Below are 19,709 nucleotides of genomic sequence, written 5' to 3' on the forward strand. Positions count from 1 at the left end.
CTATCATTGCACCTAAAAATTTTACTATATGAATCGCTTACAAACAACCTTTAGATTTCTGTTTTTAGTATCTATTACCTCATTTGTACTAACTTCTTGCGCATCCAGGAAAGAAGTGGTTTATTTTCAAAACACAGGAGACTTTGAGACCTTGGTGGATAAAAATAGTTTTACTCCCAAATTTAAAGTAGACGATCAGGTCAGTATTTATGTTTCAACTCTGGATAAGGAAGCAAGTGCACCCTTTAACCTGTTTAGAGGTGCTTCTGAAGAAGGCGGTTTTGGACGACCCGAGCAAGTAGATTACCTAGTTGATAAAGATGGTGAAATAGATTTTCCTGTGATAGGGAAAATAAAAATTGCTGGTTTATCTGCCGAAGAGGTGCGTATGTTGTTAAGAGATCGTTTGTCGGAATATCTTAAGGACCCCATTATCAATATAAGATTAAGGAACTTTAGTGTAACTGTTTTAGGTGAGGTGAACCGACCTGGAACCTACCCGGTTAACGGGGAGAGAATTACTGTTTTAGAAGCTTTAGGGCTTGCAGGTGATTTAACTATTAAGGGGTTAAGGGAAAATGTTATGGTCATTAGGGATTTTGACGGAACAAAGGTGTATACCCGTATTAATTTGACCAACAAAGATGCCTTGAGTTCTCCTGTGTATTACTTGACCCAGAACGATGTGGTCTATGTTGAGCCCAATAATTCAGCTATTAAAACATCTTCTTTAGACAATAGAGCTTCCATTTATGTATCGGTTGCCTCTTTATTAATCACGTCAACCGTTTTATTGATCACTAGAACAAACTAGGATTGAATTTTAAAAGATACCAATGAGTTCTCATTCCACAAGTTTTGCGGGTAATTTAGACCTAAAGGAAACCCTTGACAATTATTTAAAGCATTGGAAGTGGTTTTTACTGAGTATTTTGATAGCTCTTATTCTAGCATTCATATATATTCGGTATGCTACTCCTAAATATGCCGTACAGACACAGATTCAAATACTGGAGGATAAGGCTTCTGGCTCTGAGTTGGATGTGTTTCAAGACATTCCTATCCTAGGAGGCGGCAAGAACAAGGTTGAGGATGAATTGCAGATTATAAATTCTAGGTCAAATTTCATTCAAGTTGTCAAGGACTTAAACCTGAACAGTAAGATTTTATTACAGGGGAACATTAAAGAGATGGAGCTTTATAGGAACCCTCCTGTCAATATTAGTTTTATTGCTGCGGATAGCGTACTGAACAGGGCTAAATATGAATTTTTTATTACCATCGCCTCTTCCACCACATTTGGTTTTACGGAAGAAGAGGACAAGCCGGTCAAGGTATATGCTTTTGGTAAAAATATTCCCACGCCCATTGGTGATATCGTAATTACACCAAACGTAGGAGTCTTCGAAAATTACAAAGACAGGCAACTTAGGGTGGCGGTAAATCCGATCAGTGAAGTAGCACAAGCGTATCAAAAAAGCATAATAGTTTCCAATCCGGGAGAATTTTCCAATATCGTGAACCTCACGTTGGAAGATGCCATAAAGGAAAAAGCAACGGATATTCTTGATGCCTTGGTCAATGTTTATAATCAAAATGCTATTGAAGATAAACAAATCATCGCTGATAGAACTTCGAACTTTATTGATGAAAGGATTGCCAATATTGCAACCGATCTATCTAGTGTTGACCAATCTGCCCAAGACTTTAAAACGGAGCGAGGGGTTACGGATATAGCGGCTGAGACGAATGTAAACCTTAATGTAGGTGTAGCCAACCAACAAGAATTGGCCAATGCCCGTAATCAGTTGAATATTGCGGCATCGATGCAACAATTAGTGCAGCAGCAGGGAAGTTACGAGGTATTACCTACTAACTTGGGACTTTCGGACCCCAGTATTACGAGTACTATAGACCGTTACAATCAATTGGTATTGGAGCGGAGAAGGCTCTTAAAAAGTTCCAATGAGAAAAATCCTGTTATCGTAAATTTAGACCAACAGATTGCCGGGCTAAAAAATAGTATGCAGTCCAGTCTCGGAGGAACGGTGAACAACTTGGGTATGACCGTAAACTCACTGAGTAGTCAGCAAGCTCGTTTTAATTCCAAAATATACTCGTCTCCGGCCAATGAGCGAGCTCTTAGGGATATTACAAGACAACAGCAGACAACCGAGTCCCTTTATCTTTATTTATTACAAAAAAGGGAGGAAGCTCAAATTACGGCTGCTTCCAGCTCTCCAAAGTCCAAAGTAATAGATAGGGCGTATAGCGTTAGTAACCTGCCGGTATCTCCAAAGAAGAAGATCATTTATTTGGCTTCCATAATTTTAGGTTTGCTAGTTCCCTTCTCCATAATATATGGGCATGATTTGTTGGATAATAAAGTTCACAGTATGTACTCCTTGGAAAAGGAAGTAAAGAATGTTCCTATTCTTGGGGAGTTACCAAAATTATCCAAGAATGATGGCAAACTGGTCATTAAAGAAGATAGGTCCGTTTTAGCCGAGTCCCTTAGAATTATTAGGACCAACCTTGATTATTTACTTAAAACCAAAGAGAAAAATACTGGAAGAGGAAATGTAGTTTTTGTTACCTCCAGTGTTCCAGGAGAGGGAAAAACATTTCTCTCAACCAATCTTTCCATGATATTGGCAAGTACCAATAAAAAAGTGTTATTAATTGGAGGTGATATTAGAAATCCAAAACTATATACCTTTTTCACTGGGAACGATGTAGATAAGATGTCCAAGCCTAGTAGAAATAAAGATGCGGGCTTAACGGAGTACCTTTATGACAATACCTTGGAAGTCAAGGATATTGTTAATCCTATGCTAGTTCATCACAATACTATAGATGTCATTTATTCCGGTAGAATCCCTCCCAATCCGGCGGAATTGTTAATGAGTTCACGAATCAAGGAACTCTTGGACCAGGTTTCCAAAGATTATGATTATGTAATTGTGGATACGGCACCTTTAATGGTAGTAACGGATACCCTTCTTATCAGCGAGTATTCAGATTTGATGATTTATGTGACAAGGGCTGGTGTTACCGAAACAAAAGCAGTCCAATACCCCATAAAACTAAAGGAAGAAGGTAAACTAAAAGACCTTTCCTTTGTAGTTAATGATGTGGAGGCCAGTAAATTGGGGTATGGAGGAAAATATGGGTATGGCTACGGCAAAACCCAAAAGAAATGGTGGAAATTTTAATATTTTAGCCAATTGTTTGAAACCTTGATTTTATCAAGGTTTTTTTATGAATACCTATAACCAAAATCCCCTGTTTTGGTTTTGCTCGGGTTAATTAAAAAAGCGTGATGTACTTTACCGATGTTCAGCTGGCTTTGAACGAATTTGAGTAGGGTATTTTATCCTTTAAGTGTTATTGATTTATATTTATCGTCGGTTTCTTCATCCCTGCTTTAACTGGGTGTGTTTAAAGAATTGCCTTATTATGAAAAAGAACTACTTTCTACCTTACTTCTTTGTATTTGTTACCGTTTTAATAGCAGGTGTTTCACAAGTCAATGCCCAATTAACAGATCAGTTCTCAAAAGTTGATATTGTGACGGGCCTCTCCAACGCAACTAATTTTAAGTTTGCGCCAGACGGAAGAATTTTTATTCTGGATCGTTTTGGGGAGATCTTAATTTACAAACCTGATCAAAAATTTACAGTTTCGGCTGGAACTCTACCCGTTTATCATGAACATGAAGATGGTTTGGTAGGGATTGCCGTAGATCCAAATTTTGAAACTAATAACAAAATATACCTTCATTATGCCCCTATTGATTTTGTAGGGTATAGGGTTTCTCGTTTTAGTGTAGTGGGGGATGCAGTTGATTTCAGTTCAGAGGAGGTAATTATTCAATGGAATACCTCTCGATCGGCGCTTTGGCATTCCGGAGGGGATATGGATTTTGATTCTCAAGGAAATCTCTACATAGCTACGGGTGACAATACCACCTACGGAAGCAAATATTATGCGCCCATAGATGAGGACAATTCAGATTTTAGTGCAGAAAAGGCTTCTTCCAATACCAACGACCTAAGAGGTAAAATTTTAAGGATCAAGCCAGGAGCTGGCGCTTCGTATACTATTCCTGCCGGTAACTTATTTGCTCCAAACACACCCAATACAAAACCTGAAATTTACGTGATGGGTGCGCGAAATCCCTATCGGATTTTTGTGGATAAGGAGAATACAGATTGGTTATTTTGGGGTGAGGTAGGCCCGGATGGTAATACTGCTGGAGAATTAGGTCCAGAAGGATTGGATGAAATCAATTTGACCAAGCAAGCGGGAAATTACGGTTGGCCTTATTTTTCGGGTGCTGATAATGATGCCTATCAAATAACGTATACAAATCCGAAATACTACAACGACCCTGCTGCACCGGAGAATGTTTCAAAATGGAATACAGGGCTAACCGTATTACCACCGGCACAGCCCGCTTGGATAGAAAAGTTCCATAAGTGTTATTTAGCTGGTTTTAGATATGATTATGATACGGATCTATTAGATGAGCAGCGATTGCCGGTGGAGTTTGATGATATGTTCTTTTTCTTTGATTTTAATAGTAGTAAAATCTGGGCGGTGGACATGGCAGCTGATGGAACGATTATTTCCGAAGAGCAACTTTCTTCGGCCATCTTTCCGGGTTCAGGGAATAGCGCAGACGGTTATATAGACATGGAATTAGGTCCTGACGGTAAAATGTACATTTTGGCTTATGGTGCAGGTTGTTGTCCTCAAGATATTCCAGATGGTATTGGTAAACTAATTCAAGTGAATTATACCGGATTCACAACGAATTCTCCACCAACGGTGGTAATGGAGGCAGATGTAACTAATGGAACATTGCCGTTAACGGTCAATTTTACGGGAGACCAAACCACAGATCCTGATGGGGATTCTCCACTTTCCTATGCTTGGGATATTGATATAGATGGTAACGTAGATTACACTACGCCAAATATCCAACACGTTTATAATTCTGAAGGTACGTATACAGCACAATTGAAAGTAACGGACCCGGATGGAGCCGTGGGGGCGAAAACCATCACTATCTACGCGGGGAATACTCAGGCGGATTTTAGCTTTAATTCTCCCGTAGACGGCGGTTTCTTTAATTGGAACGATGATACTGATTTTAATTTGGTTACCACAGATGCAGAGGATGGGGTGATACCCTGTGAAGATGTGAATGTAATACCCTCATTGGGCCATGAAAACCACTTTCATGATGTAGGTACGATAGATGCGTGTACTACATCCATTAATTTGGGAGATGGTGATCATCAAATTGACGGGGAAATGGACATTTTCTTTGTTATAAATGCCAATTATACCGATTCTGGAGGACTTATTTCTAGAAGCCAAATACGGGTGCATCCAAAAAGAAGGGAAGCAGAATATTTTGATACTCAGAACGGTGTAACGATTATTCCCAACACCTATGAGCTGGAGGGAGCTTCAAGTGCCATCCAAGTAAATAACAATTCCTATATTTCGTTTACTGGGCGTAACTTGTTGAACATGAATGCAGTGAAGTACTTGGTGGCAACTTCAAATGCCGGTGGTAGTATTGAATTGCGCTTAGACAGTCCCACGGGTACGTTGGTTACGACAACACCTATACCGTCCACAGGAGGGAATGATAATTGGCAATATGTAGAAACGCCAATTACCAATCCCGGCGGCAAACATGATTTGTTCTTTGTCTTTAAAAATGCAAGTGTATCGCAAGATATATTCCGTCTTAATTATGTTGAATTTTTGGGAGATGGTATATCCGAAGATAATACACCTCCCAAAGTACAGCTAGTTGAGCCCGATGGAAACAACAAAGTGGTAGTCAAATTTTCGGAATACGTTAATGAGGGTACAGCTGAAAATGTTGCTAATTATACCATTACCAACGGCGTTACGGTACAGAGTGCCGTTCTACAACCTGATGGTCACACAGTTTATTTGAATACTAGTCAATTAAGTGCAGGAGTAGATTACAACCTCAGTATATCCAATGTTCAGAATACGAGCGGGGTTCCTATGATAACCGATAGTTTTAGCTTTTTCGTTTTTGAAGAGATTCGAATAAATACAGGAGGAGGCCAGATTACCGGACCAGGTGGTGAGATTTTTATAGAGGACCAATATTTCAATTCAGGAAGTCAATATGTCAAGGCCGTAGATGTTGCAGGAACAGATGATGATGTTCTTTACCAATCTGAAAGATATACCAGCAATCAAGGATCCTTTGGATATGAAATACCCGTTGCACTTTCAGGGGAATATGACATTCGTTTACATTTTGCAGAGATATTCTTTGGAGTAGATGCCAACCAACTAGATAAAGGTGCTGGATCAAGGGTTTTTGATGTGGTCATTGAAGGTCAAGAAGTACTATCCAATTTCGATATTTTAGCAGAAACCGATCCTGCTACCGCACTAGTAAAGGATTTTGATAATGTGAATGTTTCCGATGGATTTGTGAGCATTTACTTTAACGGAATCGTACAAAGCCCCAAGGTTAATGGTATTGAAATTTTATCAAAGGACACCTTTGAGGGAGGCAGTACAAATGCGGATATTGTGATTACCTCTCCTTCCAATGGTTGGGATGTTAACCAGCCATTTGAGGTCGCTTTTAGAGTGGAGAATTGGGTAATTAATGAAGGGGATACCCATATTCATTATTTCATAGATGATGTTATGGTAGATCGGTATTATGGATACGATCCAATACCCATTGATGACCTACCTTTGGGAGAACACACCATTAAAGTAGAATTGTATAATGCGGATCATACAGGTACAGGTATTTCAGATCAAGTAACCGTTAATGTCACTGGTGCTATAACTTGTAATGAAACAGCATTTCCTGATTCTTGGGTAGTTCATGAATTTGATGAAAACCCCTATACCGTTGTTTATACATTTGCAGATGATGATTTGGATGGTGATGGTTTAAAGGATATCGTAACCGGAGGTTGGTGGTACAGCAACCCTGGTTCCGCAGGAGGAAACTGGGAAAAGAATACCATTGGCGGAACCTTCAAAAATGTTGCCCATGTCTATGATTTTGATGATGATGGGGATATGGACCTTTTGGGAACTACCGGTGAGTATACAGGTGCTCAATTAGTTTGGGCCCAAAATGATGGCGAAGGAAATTTCACCGTTTTTAACAATATTCCTGCGGGTGATACGGACTATTATGAACCCTTTCTTGCGGGTATTGCTGGTGGCGTTTTTGATGTGGGGGGTCCATACCGTATGGCAATTAACTGGAACGGGGCAGAATCTACTGGATCACCAGTGCAGATGTTAACACCTTCTGCCGATCCAACAACCGGAACTTGGCAATTAGTAGATATCAGTAATGATAGTACAGGAGAGGATATTCAGGCAGGGGATATTGACCGTGACGGGGACTTGGATTTATTTCAGGGAAGCAATTGGTTACGTAACAATGGAAATTTACAGTTTGAGACGTTCTCAACCGGAATTACTTATGTAACAACACCGGATAGAGCACAATTAGCGGATTTTGACAGGGATGGAGACCTTGATGCCGTGGTGGGGCAACTGAGTTTGGGTGCCACTGGAAATATTAAAGAATTTGCTTGGTTTGCGGCGCCTTCGGATCCAACACAGCCTTGGGTCCGGAACATACTTGATGCGAATATAGATGGTAGCTTAAGTGTTTTTGCAGTTGATATTGACTTTGATGGAGATAAGGATATTGTAGTAGGAGAATGGAGAGGTGATCGAAGACTTATCGCTTTTGAAAACGACCTATGTGATTCTGGACAGTTTAATCTGAAAGTATTGGATAATGGTTCCCTTGATTTAGAACATCATGATGGGGCTCGTGTAGTTGATATTGATAGTGATGGAGATTTGGATGTGGTTTCCAATGGTTGGTTGAGAAATAAAGTACTTCGAATTTATGAGAATACCTCGGCTTTAGTGACAGATGGTAGCCCATCTGTGAATGCAGGGGCGGACCAATCCGTAGTTCCGGGAACAGCTGTAAACCTAAATGGTAGCGGAAATGACCCTGATGGAGGAACCGTTACTTTTGCATGGAGCCAAACGAGTGGTCCTTCAATTACATTAAACAATAGCAATTCTGCCAGTGCTACCACTTCTAGTCTAACGGAACCCGGCACTTACGTCTTTAGGCTAACGGTTACGGATGACGAAGGTGAAATGGCTTTTGATGATGTATCCATCATCGTAACTGGTCAAATGGGCATTACCAATATTAATGCCGGAGGCCAGGCATTTAGTTTTGGAGGTGTTAATTGGGCAGCTGATCAGTACTCAAACGGAGGTTCGGTTCTTACCAATGCAATTGAAATTGCCAATACGGAGAATGATCAATTGTATCAAACCGAAAGGTATAGGACGAGCGGAAATTTAATTTATGAGATTCCCGTTTCAAATGGAACTCATAGTGTGGACTTACATTTTGCGGAAATTTACTTTGGCGTTGCCGGAAGCGATGGTGAAAGTGGTGGTGCTGGATCTAGGGTATTCCATATTGATGTAGAAGGCCAGGGTATTATCAATGACTATGATATTTTTGTTGCGGCTGGCGGTGCGGCTACCGCTGTTATTGAGAATTTCTCAGATATTGAAGTAACGGATGGAAGCTTGACCATTACGTTAACCCCTGTAGAAGAAAATCCAAAAATTTCGGGTATTGCCATTGTTCAACCAACTTCAGATAGTGCACCAATTGTAGAAGCAGGGCAGAATGTGGAAATCACATTGCCTAACAATAGTGTGGTTCTTACTGGTTCGGGAATGGACCCGGATGGAGGACAAGTTTCATTTTCATGGACCAAGATCAGTGGACCTAACGCAAGTTTGTCCGGAGAAAATAATCCTGAACTTTCTGTTAGTAATATGCAAGCTGGGGTATACGAATTTAGATTAACGGTTACAGACGACGAAAATGAATCTTCTTCAGATACGGTAACAGTGACTGTCATTCCTGAAAATGGTTTACTATCAGTTATAAGCGAAACTCCTAGAGAGGGGGAGGCCCCCTTAGAAGTCACCTTTACGGGCAGTAGTTCAATGGGAGATATAGATTCTTTTATATGGCTATTTGATGATGGAACTAATGAAACGGAAGAGTTGGACACGGTACATACATTTACCAACCCTGGTACTTATGACGTTGAACTTACGGTTACCAATACTTCCGGTGAGCAACATACAAGTACTTTGACCATTTCCGTTTTTGATGTTGGGGAAGGTAATAAGATGGGTATCATTGTCGAGAAAAATCCAATTACAAATGGTAGGGCTACTTTTAGGCTGATCAATCAGCCAGAGGACCTAATTATGATCGGAATCAACATTCATGACCAACAAGGGAAATTGCTTAAGGGTTATTTGCCTAAGGATATTTCCGCTACGGAAAATACAGCTTCTATTGCGGTAGATACGCTACCTGATGGTTTGTATTTTGTGAGAATTGCAATGAATCAAGGGGAAGTTGTAACTATGAAACTATTGATAGACAATTAAATCATAGTACTACTTAATTGTATTTAAAAGAGACGGGCGCCTAATGGCGCCCGTCTCTTTTAAAGATTTGTTGATTTAGTAAAAATTAGCAATAGTCCTATCTACTATTGGGATAATTTTTTCTTCTGTTTTTTGACTTATAGTAATTTTCTTTAAGGCTTCAATTTGTCGTAGGTTATGGATATCCGATCCCACAAAATCAATAAGGTTATCCTCTAAAAGCTCTAATGCCATTTTCTGTACTTCCTTACCATAGTAATCACTTAAAGAAAGTAAGTTCATTTGGTAAAGCATTCCTTGCTCTTTGTACTCTTTATATTTTCTTTTCTTAAAATGTAAGAAACCATATCTCTCCGGATGTGCCAGAATGGTAAAATAATTTTTCTCGGCAGTTTTCTTTATGGCCTCGTCGAAATTGATGGGCGGTTGTAGATAAGACATTTCCACCAGTAAATAATTTCCTGCTAAGGACATTACTTTGTTTTGGTCCAACAGGTTCTCAAAATTATCATCGATCATATGTTCTGCAGCGGCCTCCAAGGATTCAACTTCCCACTTTAGCTCGATCAGCTCTTCACTTAATTTGTTCAAGGCAGCAGAAATTGTTTTGGGCGTATTGGGATAATAGTTATGCATGATATGTGGGGTTGCTATAAACTTCCTGATCCCAATTTCCCGCATTCCTTTTATAAGATTGATAGAATCTTCCACTGTCTTAGCCCCATCATCTATGCCTGGTAAAATATGATTATGGATATCAACCATCCCCTTGAGGCTATCGACCAGAAATCTTTTTTTGCTGAAAAAATTGAACATATGTGAGCGCTACTAATTCTGTTCTAATTAAACGATGAAAAATCAATTTTCATTCAATGCAAAGATACGTTAGAAGAATGCGCATAGAAAATCAAAATTTTGAGCCTATTTTAAACAAAAAAGTAGCGGTTATAACCGCTACTTTTTCAATATGTTGGCATTACTTTGTTTAGAAGTTAACAGAGATTTTCCCTCGTAGGAAAAAAGGAGTTCCGGGGGTAAAATGGATTTCTTCAAAGGATTGTGGTTCATTAAATAACCTGCTTTCCGTCGCAAATTGTGTTTCGTTCCATTCGGTATCAAATAGGTTTTCAACAATCAATCCCAATGTCCAGTTTTTAATGGAGTAATTCAGGTTTAAATCGGTTACAAAATACCCTTCGGCTACAATAGAATTGTCCTCGTTAGCAGGTCTATCCTTGATATATCTATAATTGATACCTCCCGAAAAGTTATTGATATCACTAAAACTTAGTCCCGCTGCTGATGTTAAATCTGGAGCAAGAGGAATGTAATTTTCTCCGTCTGGATCTTCAATACTTCTTGCGTAAGTGTAATTTATGTCTCCATTGGCATATAACCAATCTGTAAGCTGATATCTTAAACCAAGATCGACCCCTAGTCTTTTTGTTTCTCCACTTGGTTCAACAATACCGGCATCTCCCACATAAACGAATTCTTGCTCTAAATACAGATACCATAAAGCGGCGTTGATAACCAACCTATCCGTTGGTTTTATAATGGTACCCAAATCGGAGCCAATGGCCATTGGCAAGATATCTTCTCCGCTCTGTGCGGTTACCACCCTGCTATCATTGGAGTGAAAGCCTATACCTGTTTTAGAAAACAGCTGAACATTTGGCGAGGCCGCATAAATTAAATTCAATTTGGGGCCTAAGAATAATTTTTGTTCCCCTTTATTGTCATAGGCCTCTGTTAGAAGGTTTTCATAGTCAAACTTAAAATAGTCCAACCTTAAACCCGGATTAATGGTCCATTTGTTCTTCTTGTAGGTAAGGTCAAAGAATCCGTAGGCATTCAATTCGTCTACATTACCGTACGCCAATCTTTCTAAAAGTGTTTTTCTATTAGCCGTTCTTGATAATTGCACATCGTTTACGTCATCATACCTAAACCCTAGACCTGTTTCATATTTTAATTGGGAATCATGGTTACCTACGTGTATAGCATTTTGATAGGCGGTTTCAGCACCAATGATGGTTCTGTTTTCATATTGCCTAATTTGGTCCCCATTAACAGGATCATCCAAGAAAAAGGTAAAATTGGAAAATAGTTCAAAATAATAGTTAGTAATATAGGCTTTTGAACGTACACTAGAATGCTCATCAAGTTGTTTAATATGGTTCACCAAGAAGTTGGCCCTGCTGGTATTGCCGCCCTCGGTATCATCAATTGCGCCAAAACGACCAATTAACCCTTGATCTACCGCTCGTTGGGGAATTTGCCCGGAAGCATCCCATTTACTCTGAAAATGAGATATGGAAATAGTAAGATCTTGGTCCTTTCTGTTGTTGTAGTTGTACCTACCCATTACATTTAGGCGATTGAAGTTCTGGGAAGATTCAAACGGACCGTCCGATAGCAACATTTCCGAAGCAATATAGGCGTTACTGAAATCACTTTCTGCAACCTTAAACATCCCCAAAGTTCTTAGGGTATTAAATTGTCCCGCCTCTACGGAAACTATGCTGTTTTCAATTTTCTTCTTTAATTTGAGGTCTACATATCCGGCAGTATTAAAATTTCCTTTGTTGGCATAATATGGGCCTTTACCAAAATCTAAATTGTCTATGGTTTCAGGAATAATAAAATGCATATCTGCATATCCCTGTCCATGAGCATGTGACACCATGTTTATGGGCAGACCGTCTACGCTAAGAGCTACATCAGTACCGTGGTCGACATCAAATCCTCTTAAAAAAATCTGTTCTGCCTTACCACCTCCGGCATGTTGGCCGATAATCAAACCCGGAACTTTTCGCAATATTTCCTGTGAGGATTTTACGGGGCTGGTCTTAACATCAACATTCACGAAATTACTGAGGGCATTCACTTTTGAAACCAAAACAACTTGATCGAGACTTACTACGGACTCCTGCAAAACGATTTCTACTGTTCCGTCCAATAAGTCTTCCGTGATGTTCAATTCGTAGTTTTTAAAGCCTAGACTGTAAAAGAATATCTGGTCGCCTACAGAAATATCGTCCAGTTCAAAATAGCCGGAAACATTGGTATATGTATAGCCCCCTGTATTCTTATTATATACACCTACACCTTCTAGACCAACTTGTTTTTCGTTGGTAACGGTACCATAAAGGTCATGTGCCTTAAGCGAATATCCTGTTAAAACCAACAGGATGATGGTATTTATATTTTTCATTTATTTAAATTTTAGTGAGTCATATGGCTGTTTACCATAAGAACCTAAGAGGCATCTCCTAAAAGGAATATCCTATTGGTCCAACAGCTTGTGTTATTGGCCTAAACGAGCTTATTTTTTCTAGATAGACCATTATTAATTTGAGAAAAGTAATCCCTTTTCTTCTTAGTTTGTTTTAGAAAGAAATAAGATTTGGCGGATGAAGTATTTTATTAAAGTACCCCTGTAGCAAGGGAAGGGAAATTTTTATAAAGTCAGCTTTTTTCTCAAAATCGTGAAGAGGAGCTAATTTTATATTCGTTGAATTGATATGTTTATCTAGGGAAATTGAACTTTGAACGTTTTGATCTTGTTTATTTTGCTCGGAGCGTTCTTGGAACAACGAATCAAAAAAATCAATCAATTGATGATGGTGCGATACGGATGGATGTTCATGCCCTTGATGATGGTGGTAATGACTCTCTATCCCATGTGAATGATGATGTACAAGAGAAGCCGGTTCTTCCATTAAATGGGAAAGATCATGAAACACCTCGCTTAGCATGGCGTGCATGGGGTTGGCCAAATAGCATATAGCCATAAAAAGAGCACCATATTTTAGGAGATTCTGTTTCAATTACATTAAGTTGGTTTCTTGTATCTACGAGTTTATTTTAAAAAGGTTTTAATTTTCCAAAAGTTCTGTAAGCGTTTTTTCAACGTATTGCGCATAGGCTTCTATGTTAGGGTATTCAAATACCTTATTTAAGGGGAAGTTGCTCTCTATTTCCTCATTGAGTCTCGCGGTCACTCTAATAGCCGCCAATGAATGACCTCCCAAAGCGATAAAATCATCGTGTATACCCACTTTATCCAATTTTAACACCTCTTTCCAAATACCCTCCAGAAGCTCCTCAATTTCATTTCTAGGGGCTTCATACGGGGTATCCAGCTCTATTTGTACGCTTGTTAGCTGTTGTAGCGTCTTTTTGTCTACCTTTCCGTTTTTGGTAAGTGGTAGTTCATTCAATTGTTTAAATTGGGAGGGGACCATGTAGGAGGGAAGTCGTTCCCTCAACACTGTTTGTATTTGTTTTACCGACACCCCAGTATTTCCCGTAAAATAGGCAACTAACCTGTCACTATTGGCCACGGCTTCGTTATCTTTGGAGTAACCAATTTCAGACATGATTCTCTTTACCTCGGTTTCGTCAATTACCTCGTTTATTTCATCCAAGGTTTCCTCTCGGGTTTTATGCCCCAAGCGAACGTCCCAACTGTATGGGAAGGAGTAATTGCTGTACCCCAATTCTTTTTTATGCACATAGATTCCCACTTGGTTGATCAAGCAATTGGTTGATCTGCCCGTATCCGTAGGTCGTACCCAACCTACTTCGTCTTTAAGATATTGCAGCATTTCATCCAAGCTCACATCGCTATACCTATAAAAATCTACATACTGTACTTTTTCAAAAACGCTTTCATCATCAAACATAGAAGTATCCAACAGCTTCTTTACCGCATCGTTTTCTTGATGGTATAATTTTCTGGCATCTAAAATGGTCTGGTCAATTTTTTCCGTATTGAGATGGTCATCCCAAAAAAGTTCTTCCGTAAGACGGGTTTCAAAAAACTGTCCCCTGCTTAATCCAGTAACTATAAATGGAATTTTCTTCTCTAGGGCAATGGAGGTACTTAGGGTATAAATGGTCTTGAAACAGCCGTTACAAACATTCTGGTGTCTATGGAGGCTATCCACAAAAATTTCGTTCATGTGAGGTGTTTCACCATATACATGGTCTACGCCTAAATTCTGCACAATCTTATCAATATTGGCTTTTGCCTGTTCGGATATGTAACCATTATCCATGGTAAACGCCAATACTTTTAACCCCATATTTACAAGTCTGGCCAAAACGTACGTACTGTCCTTTCCACCACTTAAAAGGGAAATACAATCGTAATTAGGGTTTTCTTCTCTTTTGGAGGTTAAAAGTTGTACTAGGGCATCGTCGTTCTTGAAATACCGATGCGCTTTTTCTTCGTAGGACTCAAAGGCCCTGCACAGATGGCAAACACCTAATTCATCAAAATCCGTATTTGGATAATTGGAAGGCAAACCACATTTCACACAATTTGTGGTTTCTGCTTGATTAGGCGGTTTGTTGCCGGAAACTACCACAACAGAGCAACTTTCAATTCCCTCAATATTTAGTAATTGTGCCTCTATTTCAGAAAGTTCTATTCTATGTCCCCGGAGTTTGATCTGATCATCTATCCTGCCTAAAAACTCCAATTCCTTATCAGCATTCCTACGTGCCAAATCCCCAGTCTTGTATATTTTGGTTTGTGGTCGGTAGGGGTTTTCCAAGAATTTCTCGGCTGTCAATTCATGTTCACCCATGTAGCCTTCGGCCAGACCTTTTCCGGAAAGGTAAAGTTCTCCTTGAACCCCATTGGGAACCAGATTCATATGCCGGTCGAGAATATAGACTTGCGTGTTATCGATAGGTTTGCCAATGGGTACCGACGTTTGGTGGTGCCTAGTTTCATCAAACTCGCTGTAAATACATCCTACGGTAGCTTCCGTGGGGCCATATTCATTAAAAATGCGAAGTTGAGGATGAAATTGTTTCTTTACCTTTTTTGCCAATACCGTCTTTAAGTCTTCTCCGCCCAATATCATGATGTCAATCTTTGAGTTGCTCATGTCTCTGTCCGAAATGAGCGCTAAGTGGCTTGGAGTGAGTTTTATAGTGTTTACCAAATTATCCGTAACTACGTCCAAAAGAGAGGTGTCCGGACCGCTCTCTTTTTCAGGGTATATGATCATTTTACCTCCGGATATCAGAGGGAGGAAAAGGGAGGTAATCGTTAAATCAAAGCCTATGGATGTGAATAAGGGAAATATACTTTTATCATCTATTTCATAGGTCTTTTTTGCCCAATTTAGGTAATTATTTAAAGCTCCATTGGAAATTGCTACTCCCTTTGGGTTACCCGTACTTCCTGAAGTAAATAAAATATAACTTAGTTGATTATCAGAAGGGATTTTAAATTTGAAGTCTTCTTGTTGAGGCTTTGACCAATGGAATAAATTCAGGTTGGTAAACGCTATTTCTAAAGGAAGTTCTTTTTGGCTCAAAATGTATGAGCAATTGGCCTTGTGTACGATATATTTTACTCTTTCCAAAGGTTGGTCTGTAGCAATGGGTACAAATACCGCCCCAATCTTTAAAATGGACAAAACACTTATCACATAATCCGTACTTCGTTGTAAATTCAGCCCAACATTATCTCCTTCTCGTATCCCTTTTGAAAGCAAATGACTGGCAAGAACATCTACTTTTTGGTATAGATTTCCATAAGTAAGTGTCTCCGCCCTACTTTGCAGGGCAATGGAATTTGGATTTTTTTCAGCTTGAAGCTTAAATTCTTCATATACTGTCCTTGTTTTTGAACTTTCTTCTTGGGAAAAATTGCTTTCATCTGAAAAAGTGGGTTTAACCAAGGGTATACTGTCTATTTCGGATTGTAAATTCTCTAAAAAAGCATCTAATAGAAGAAGAAAATGCTGGGGTACCTCTTTTCTTTTTTCTTCATTGAAAACAGAGTTGTTTAAGTCAAATGCAATGTTGTAATCACCATCGCCCTCAAAGTCAAAAATGTGGCACCGTATATCGTGAGATGCGTCTATATGCCCATTGTGAATCCATTTAACCTTAGTAGGCATGCCGTTAAAATCAGGAAATTCGGCATTTATAAAATTCAGTACCGCGGTTATCTGATGGTCCTTTACATTGCCCACCATACCGGGAGAGACATTTCTTAAAAAATTATTGCTTTCAATTTTTACTTTTTGAAATAGGGATTGAAAACTTTCCTGTTCGGCTATATTAAAATAGGAAGGAAGGACTTCTACAAAAAGCCCGGGCATTTTACTAAATTTTGGTTCATTCCTATTATGAGAAGGGGAGCCAATGACAATTTTATCGCTGCCAGTTACCCTGTTGATAAAGCTTGCATAAACAGTCATAAAAATGTTGTACAAAGTCAGACTTTGAGTCCAACCTCTAACTTGGGGCAATTGACTAAGCTTTTTAAGCTTTTCTAAACGTTCTGGCCCTAAGTTTACGAGTATACGTTCAGCGGCGGTAGTATTAGGCTTTTTCTTCTCACCATAGAATTTTGCCTCATCAACAATTTGCGCTGACTTTTCTTTCCAATAGGTAGCCTGTTCATCAAAATCTTCCCTGAGAACGGCTTCGTTTTCAAACGAAACGTAATCTAAATAATTACCTAAAACATTTTGGTCATCTTCTTCTTCGACCATTAAATTTGTATACAAAACGTTCAATCTCTGATAAAGTACTTGATAGGAAATGGCGTCTGTTACGAGGTGGTGAAATTTTAATAACCAAATTGAGCTATTTTGTTTTTGTAAAAGAAGAGCATCAAACACTCGGTGTTCAATATTTATGGGCTCCAAAGTCTTTTCGTTAATCTGCTTTTCTACTGCCTTTTCCGATACGCCCGTTACATTAAAAATGGGCAATTCAAAATTTTTAAAGCTCGATTTTTTCTGATAAGGCTCTCCTTGATCTTCTCCAAAAGTTATGTTGAAGACATCCGTTTCGGAAACAAGCTTGGCAAATGCTCTTTTAAAAACAGTTGTGTTGAGAGAACCTATAATTTCAAAAGTATAGACAATATTATGTGTTGGAATATCCGGCTGAAGTTTTTGACTTGCCCAGATAGAAAGTTGACTTTGGGTCAATGGTAATTTTGTTTTGCTTTGATCTTGCATGGGGGAGGAAGATATCAGGTTGTTGATTGGTTTGCCAAATACTCGAGAATATGATCAATGGTCATAAAATTTTCGAGGGTCAGATCTTCGGGAGGAATCTTTATTTGAGCCTCTTTTTCTACGAACGCCACCAATTTCATCATTCCAAGAGAATCTATTAATCCGTCGGCTAGCAAATCATCGTCAGCATGAATTGTATCTATTTTCTGTTTCGCAATATGGTGGATTATATAATTGGAAATTTTATCTTTCATGTTTGTGGCTGGTCTATTAAATTGGCAATTTGTCTACGATCAATTTTTCCGGAACTGGTTCTTGGAAAATCTTTCATTATTGTTATACTCTCAGGGAGGGCATACGAGGGTAAAAATTGGCTACAGAATTCTTGAAGTGCATCCACTTGTAAGGATTTACCGTGTTTTAAAAGAATACTGGCTTGTAATTTTTGAGTCTCTTCCGTGTCCTTTAGTGCTATTACCGCGGCTTCTTCCACCAGGGGATGTTGTGATAGAATATTTTCAACTTCATCCAATTCTACGCGATAGCCTCTTAGCTTTATTTGGCGGTCGTTTCTACCTAAAAAGAGTAGTTCATTGGATTCATTTAATTTTACTAAATCCCCTGTTTTATAATACGTATGTTGATAACCTTGGGCAATATTAACTTGGTAAAAGCATTTTTTGGTCATTTCGGGGTTGTTCCAATAGCCTTGCATTAGGGTTGCGGAACGTATGGCCAGTTCGCCTTCTTCGCCATGTGCCACTTCTTCGCCTTGAGAATTTAAGATTTTAAACTCGGTGTTGGCCCACGTCTTTCCGATGGGTATGTTGATATGGGCTTCGGGAATTTCTTCTAATGGATAATAGGTGCATAGAATAAGTTCGGCCGGGCCATATAAATTACAGTACCTAGCTTGGGGTAAGGTTTCCATTAGGGCTTTTAGATGCTTGGGAGTAAAAACCTCTCCTGCGAAGAAAATCCATCGTAAATGGGAAAAATCGTGTTTCGTAAGCGTATTACTTTTAAGCAGTTGTATGAGCATTAAGGGTACTGAGTACCAAACACTTATTTTTTCTTGAGCAATCAATACACTTAAACTGGCAGGCATTTTTAAATAGGCCTCGGGGATTATCACGGTTTTAGCCCGTACTAACGGAGCCACAAAGTAACCGAAGGTAGAGGGGTCAAAATGCAGTGGAGCTGGATTGCCGAAAATATCATCTTCATGAAAGTCAAAAGTGTCCGCCACAATTTTAGCTAAACTCAAGGCACTATAATGGGTGTGCATAATTCCTTTTGGAGCACCTGTAGACCCGGAAGTATAAAGTATAAACGCCAAATCGCTTTCCAAAATTTCCAATAGGGGCTTGCTATAGTTTTCCTCATGGATGGTTTCCCAAGCTATAGATGTACCATTAGAAATCGTTTCCGGTCCGATGATAAGCTGCACTTGGGAGGTCTCCTTTAATACACCTTCTGTCCTATTTTTTAGATTAGGTATAGTAACCAGGGTTTTTATGTTGCAATCCTCCATAATTGCAGCCGTTCTATGGGTAGGTGCAAAAGGGTCTAATGGAACATAGGCCGCACCTGATTTAAGAATGCCATAAACAGCTATTACAGATTCTAAGCAGCGAGGCATAAAAATTCCTATTCGATCCCCTTTTGAATGTCCATTATTTAATAGAAAATGAGCAAGTTGATTGGCTTGGTGGTCCAATTCTTGGTAAGTAATGACCTTTTTTAGACAACTAAAAGCAACACGGTCCGGGAGGGATATTGCTACACTTTCAATTATATGTTGTAAGTTGTATAACAAGATAGGAACTTGGTTGATGATTAAAATTAACAAACCAAAATACTCCTCCTGATAAAAAGGTGTATTTTCTTAATTCATAGCTTGGTAAAGGTAGGTTTTGGATTTTAAGAATTCAAACAAAAGTTGGATTGCTAATCCGAATTTTGGGGTCGATAATCGAAAAAAAGCTACTTTGATATACTTTCTTTTAAAATATTGGCAATATTTATCAACCAAACCAACAGATTAGTATAGTGTTTTTTTAAAAATGCTCATTTTAGGAAACTCAAATGTACTATTGCACTTAAATTTTGTCTGCGCTACAATGGATATTTTATCGCCTTGATCCATTT

Annotated in this window: 9 protein-coding genes; 3 read left to right on the plus strand and 6 right to left on the minus strand. The window is 39.0% G+C overall.

All coding sequences use genetic code 11. From position 1 onward, the window contains the following. The first annotated feature begins 28 nt into the window (after positions 1 to 28). The 3 genes from IL355_RS15105 (at position 29) to IL355_RS15115 (ending at position 9,555) form a co-directional block, all read left to right on the plus strand. Positions 29 to 814 carry a polysaccharide biosynthesis/export family protein gene (locus IL355_RS15105; RefSeq protein WP_192462952.1) on the plus strand — a complete coding sequence of 262 codons (786 nt, stop codon included), beginning with the start codon at positions 29 to 31 and terminating at the stop codon, positions 812 to 814. Between the two features lie 22 nt (positions 815 to 836). Further along, a complete protein-coding gene (locus IL355_RS15110) occupies positions 837 to 3,215 on the plus strand; it encodes a GumC family protein (protein ID WP_192462953.1) in 2,379 nt (792 codons plus the stop codon). Positions 3,216 to 3,459: 244 nt separating this feature from the next. After that, on the plus strand, positions 3,460 to 9,555 hold the full coding sequence (locus IL355_RS15115; protein WP_192462954.1) for a malectin domain-containing carbohydrate-binding protein: 6,096 nt from the start codon (positions 3,460 to 3,462) through the stop codon (positions 9,553 to 9,555). A gap of 75 nt (positions 9,556 to 9,630) precedes the next feature. Here the strand turns inward: IL355_RS15115 and IL355_RS15120 are convergent, their stop codons facing one another. From IL355_RS15120 to IL355_RS15145, 6 genes are all read right to left on the minus strand, one after another. Further along, positions 9,631 to 10,371, minus strand: coding sequence for a tyrosine-protein phosphatase (locus IL355_RS15120; RefSeq protein ID WP_192462955.1), 741 nt, complete (start codon positions 10,369 to 10,371; stop codon positions 9,631 to 9,633). A 169-nt stretch (positions 10,372 to 10,540) separates the two neighbouring features. Further along, positions 10,541 to 12,772: a TonB-dependent receptor gene (locus IL355_RS15125; RefSeq protein WP_192462956.1), complete on the minus strand. Its 2,232-nt coding sequence runs from the start codon at positions 12,770 to 12,772 to the stop codon at positions 10,541 to 10,543. A gap of 175 nt (positions 12,773 to 12,947) precedes the next feature. Next, positions 12,948 to 13,388 carry a hypothetical protein gene (locus tag IL355_RS15130; RefSeq protein WP_192462957.1) on the minus strand — a complete coding sequence of 147 codons (441 nt, stop codon included), beginning with the start codon at positions 13,386 to 13,388 and terminating at the stop codon, positions 12,948 to 12,950. A gap of 48 nt (positions 13,389 to 13,436) precedes the next feature. Next, positions 13,437 to 17,558, minus strand: a complete 4,122-nt coding sequence (locus IL355_RS15135; RefSeq protein WP_192462958.1) for a non-ribosomal peptide synthetase — start codon at positions 17,556 to 17,558, stop codon at positions 13,437 to 13,439. A 14-nt stretch (positions 17,559 to 17,572) separates the two neighbouring features. Next, positions 17,573 to 17,812, minus strand: coding sequence for an acyl carrier protein (locus tag IL355_RS15140; protein ID WP_192462959.1), 240 nt, complete (start codon positions 17,810 to 17,812; stop codon positions 17,573 to 17,575). Beyond that, on the minus strand, positions 17,809 to 19,410 hold the full coding sequence (locus IL355_RS15145; RefSeq protein ID WP_317175505.1) for an amino acid adenylation domain-containing protein: 1,602 nt from the start codon (positions 19,408 to 19,410) through the stop codon (positions 17,809 to 17,811). The genes IL355_RS15140 and IL355_RS15145 overlap by 4 nt, the downstream gene beginning before the upstream one ends. Positions 19,411 to 19,709 lie beyond the last annotated feature (299 nt).

The sequence above is a fragment of the Euzebyella saccharophila genome (assembly GCF_014855495.1).
Taxonomy (GTDB): domain Bacteria; phylum Bacteroidota; class Bacteroidia; order Flavobacteriales; family Flavobacteriaceae; genus Euzebyella; species Euzebyella saccharophila.

Bases quoted from the DNA above. Each gene is read 5' to 3' on its own strand.
- IL355_RS15105 (WP_192462952.1), top strand. From the start codon at position 29: ATGAATCGCTTACAAACAACCTTTAGATTTCTGTTTTTAGTATCTATT.
- IL355_RS15110 (WP_192462953.1), top strand. From the start codon at position 837: ATGAGTTCTCATTCCACAAGTTTTGCGGGTAATTTAGACCTAAAGGAA.
- IL355_RS15115 (WP_192462954.1), top strand. From the start codon at position 3,460: ATGAAAAAGAACTACTTTCTACCTTACTTCTTTGTATTTGTTACCGTT.
- IL355_RS15120 (WP_192462955.1), bottom strand. From the start codon at position 10,371: ATGTTCAATTTTTTCAGCAAAAAAAGATTTCTGGTCGATAGCCTCAAG.
- IL355_RS15125 (WP_192462956.1), bottom strand. From the start codon at position 12,772: ATGAAAAATATAAATACCATCATCCTGTTGGTTTTAACAGGATATTCG.
- IL355_RS15135 (WP_192462958.1), bottom strand. From the start codon at position 17,558: ATGCAAGATCAAAGCAAAACAAAATTACCATTGACCCAAAGTCAACTT.
- IL355_RS15140 (WP_192462959.1), bottom strand. From the start codon at position 17,812: ATGAAAGATAAAATTTCCAATTATATAATCCACCATATTGCGAAACAG.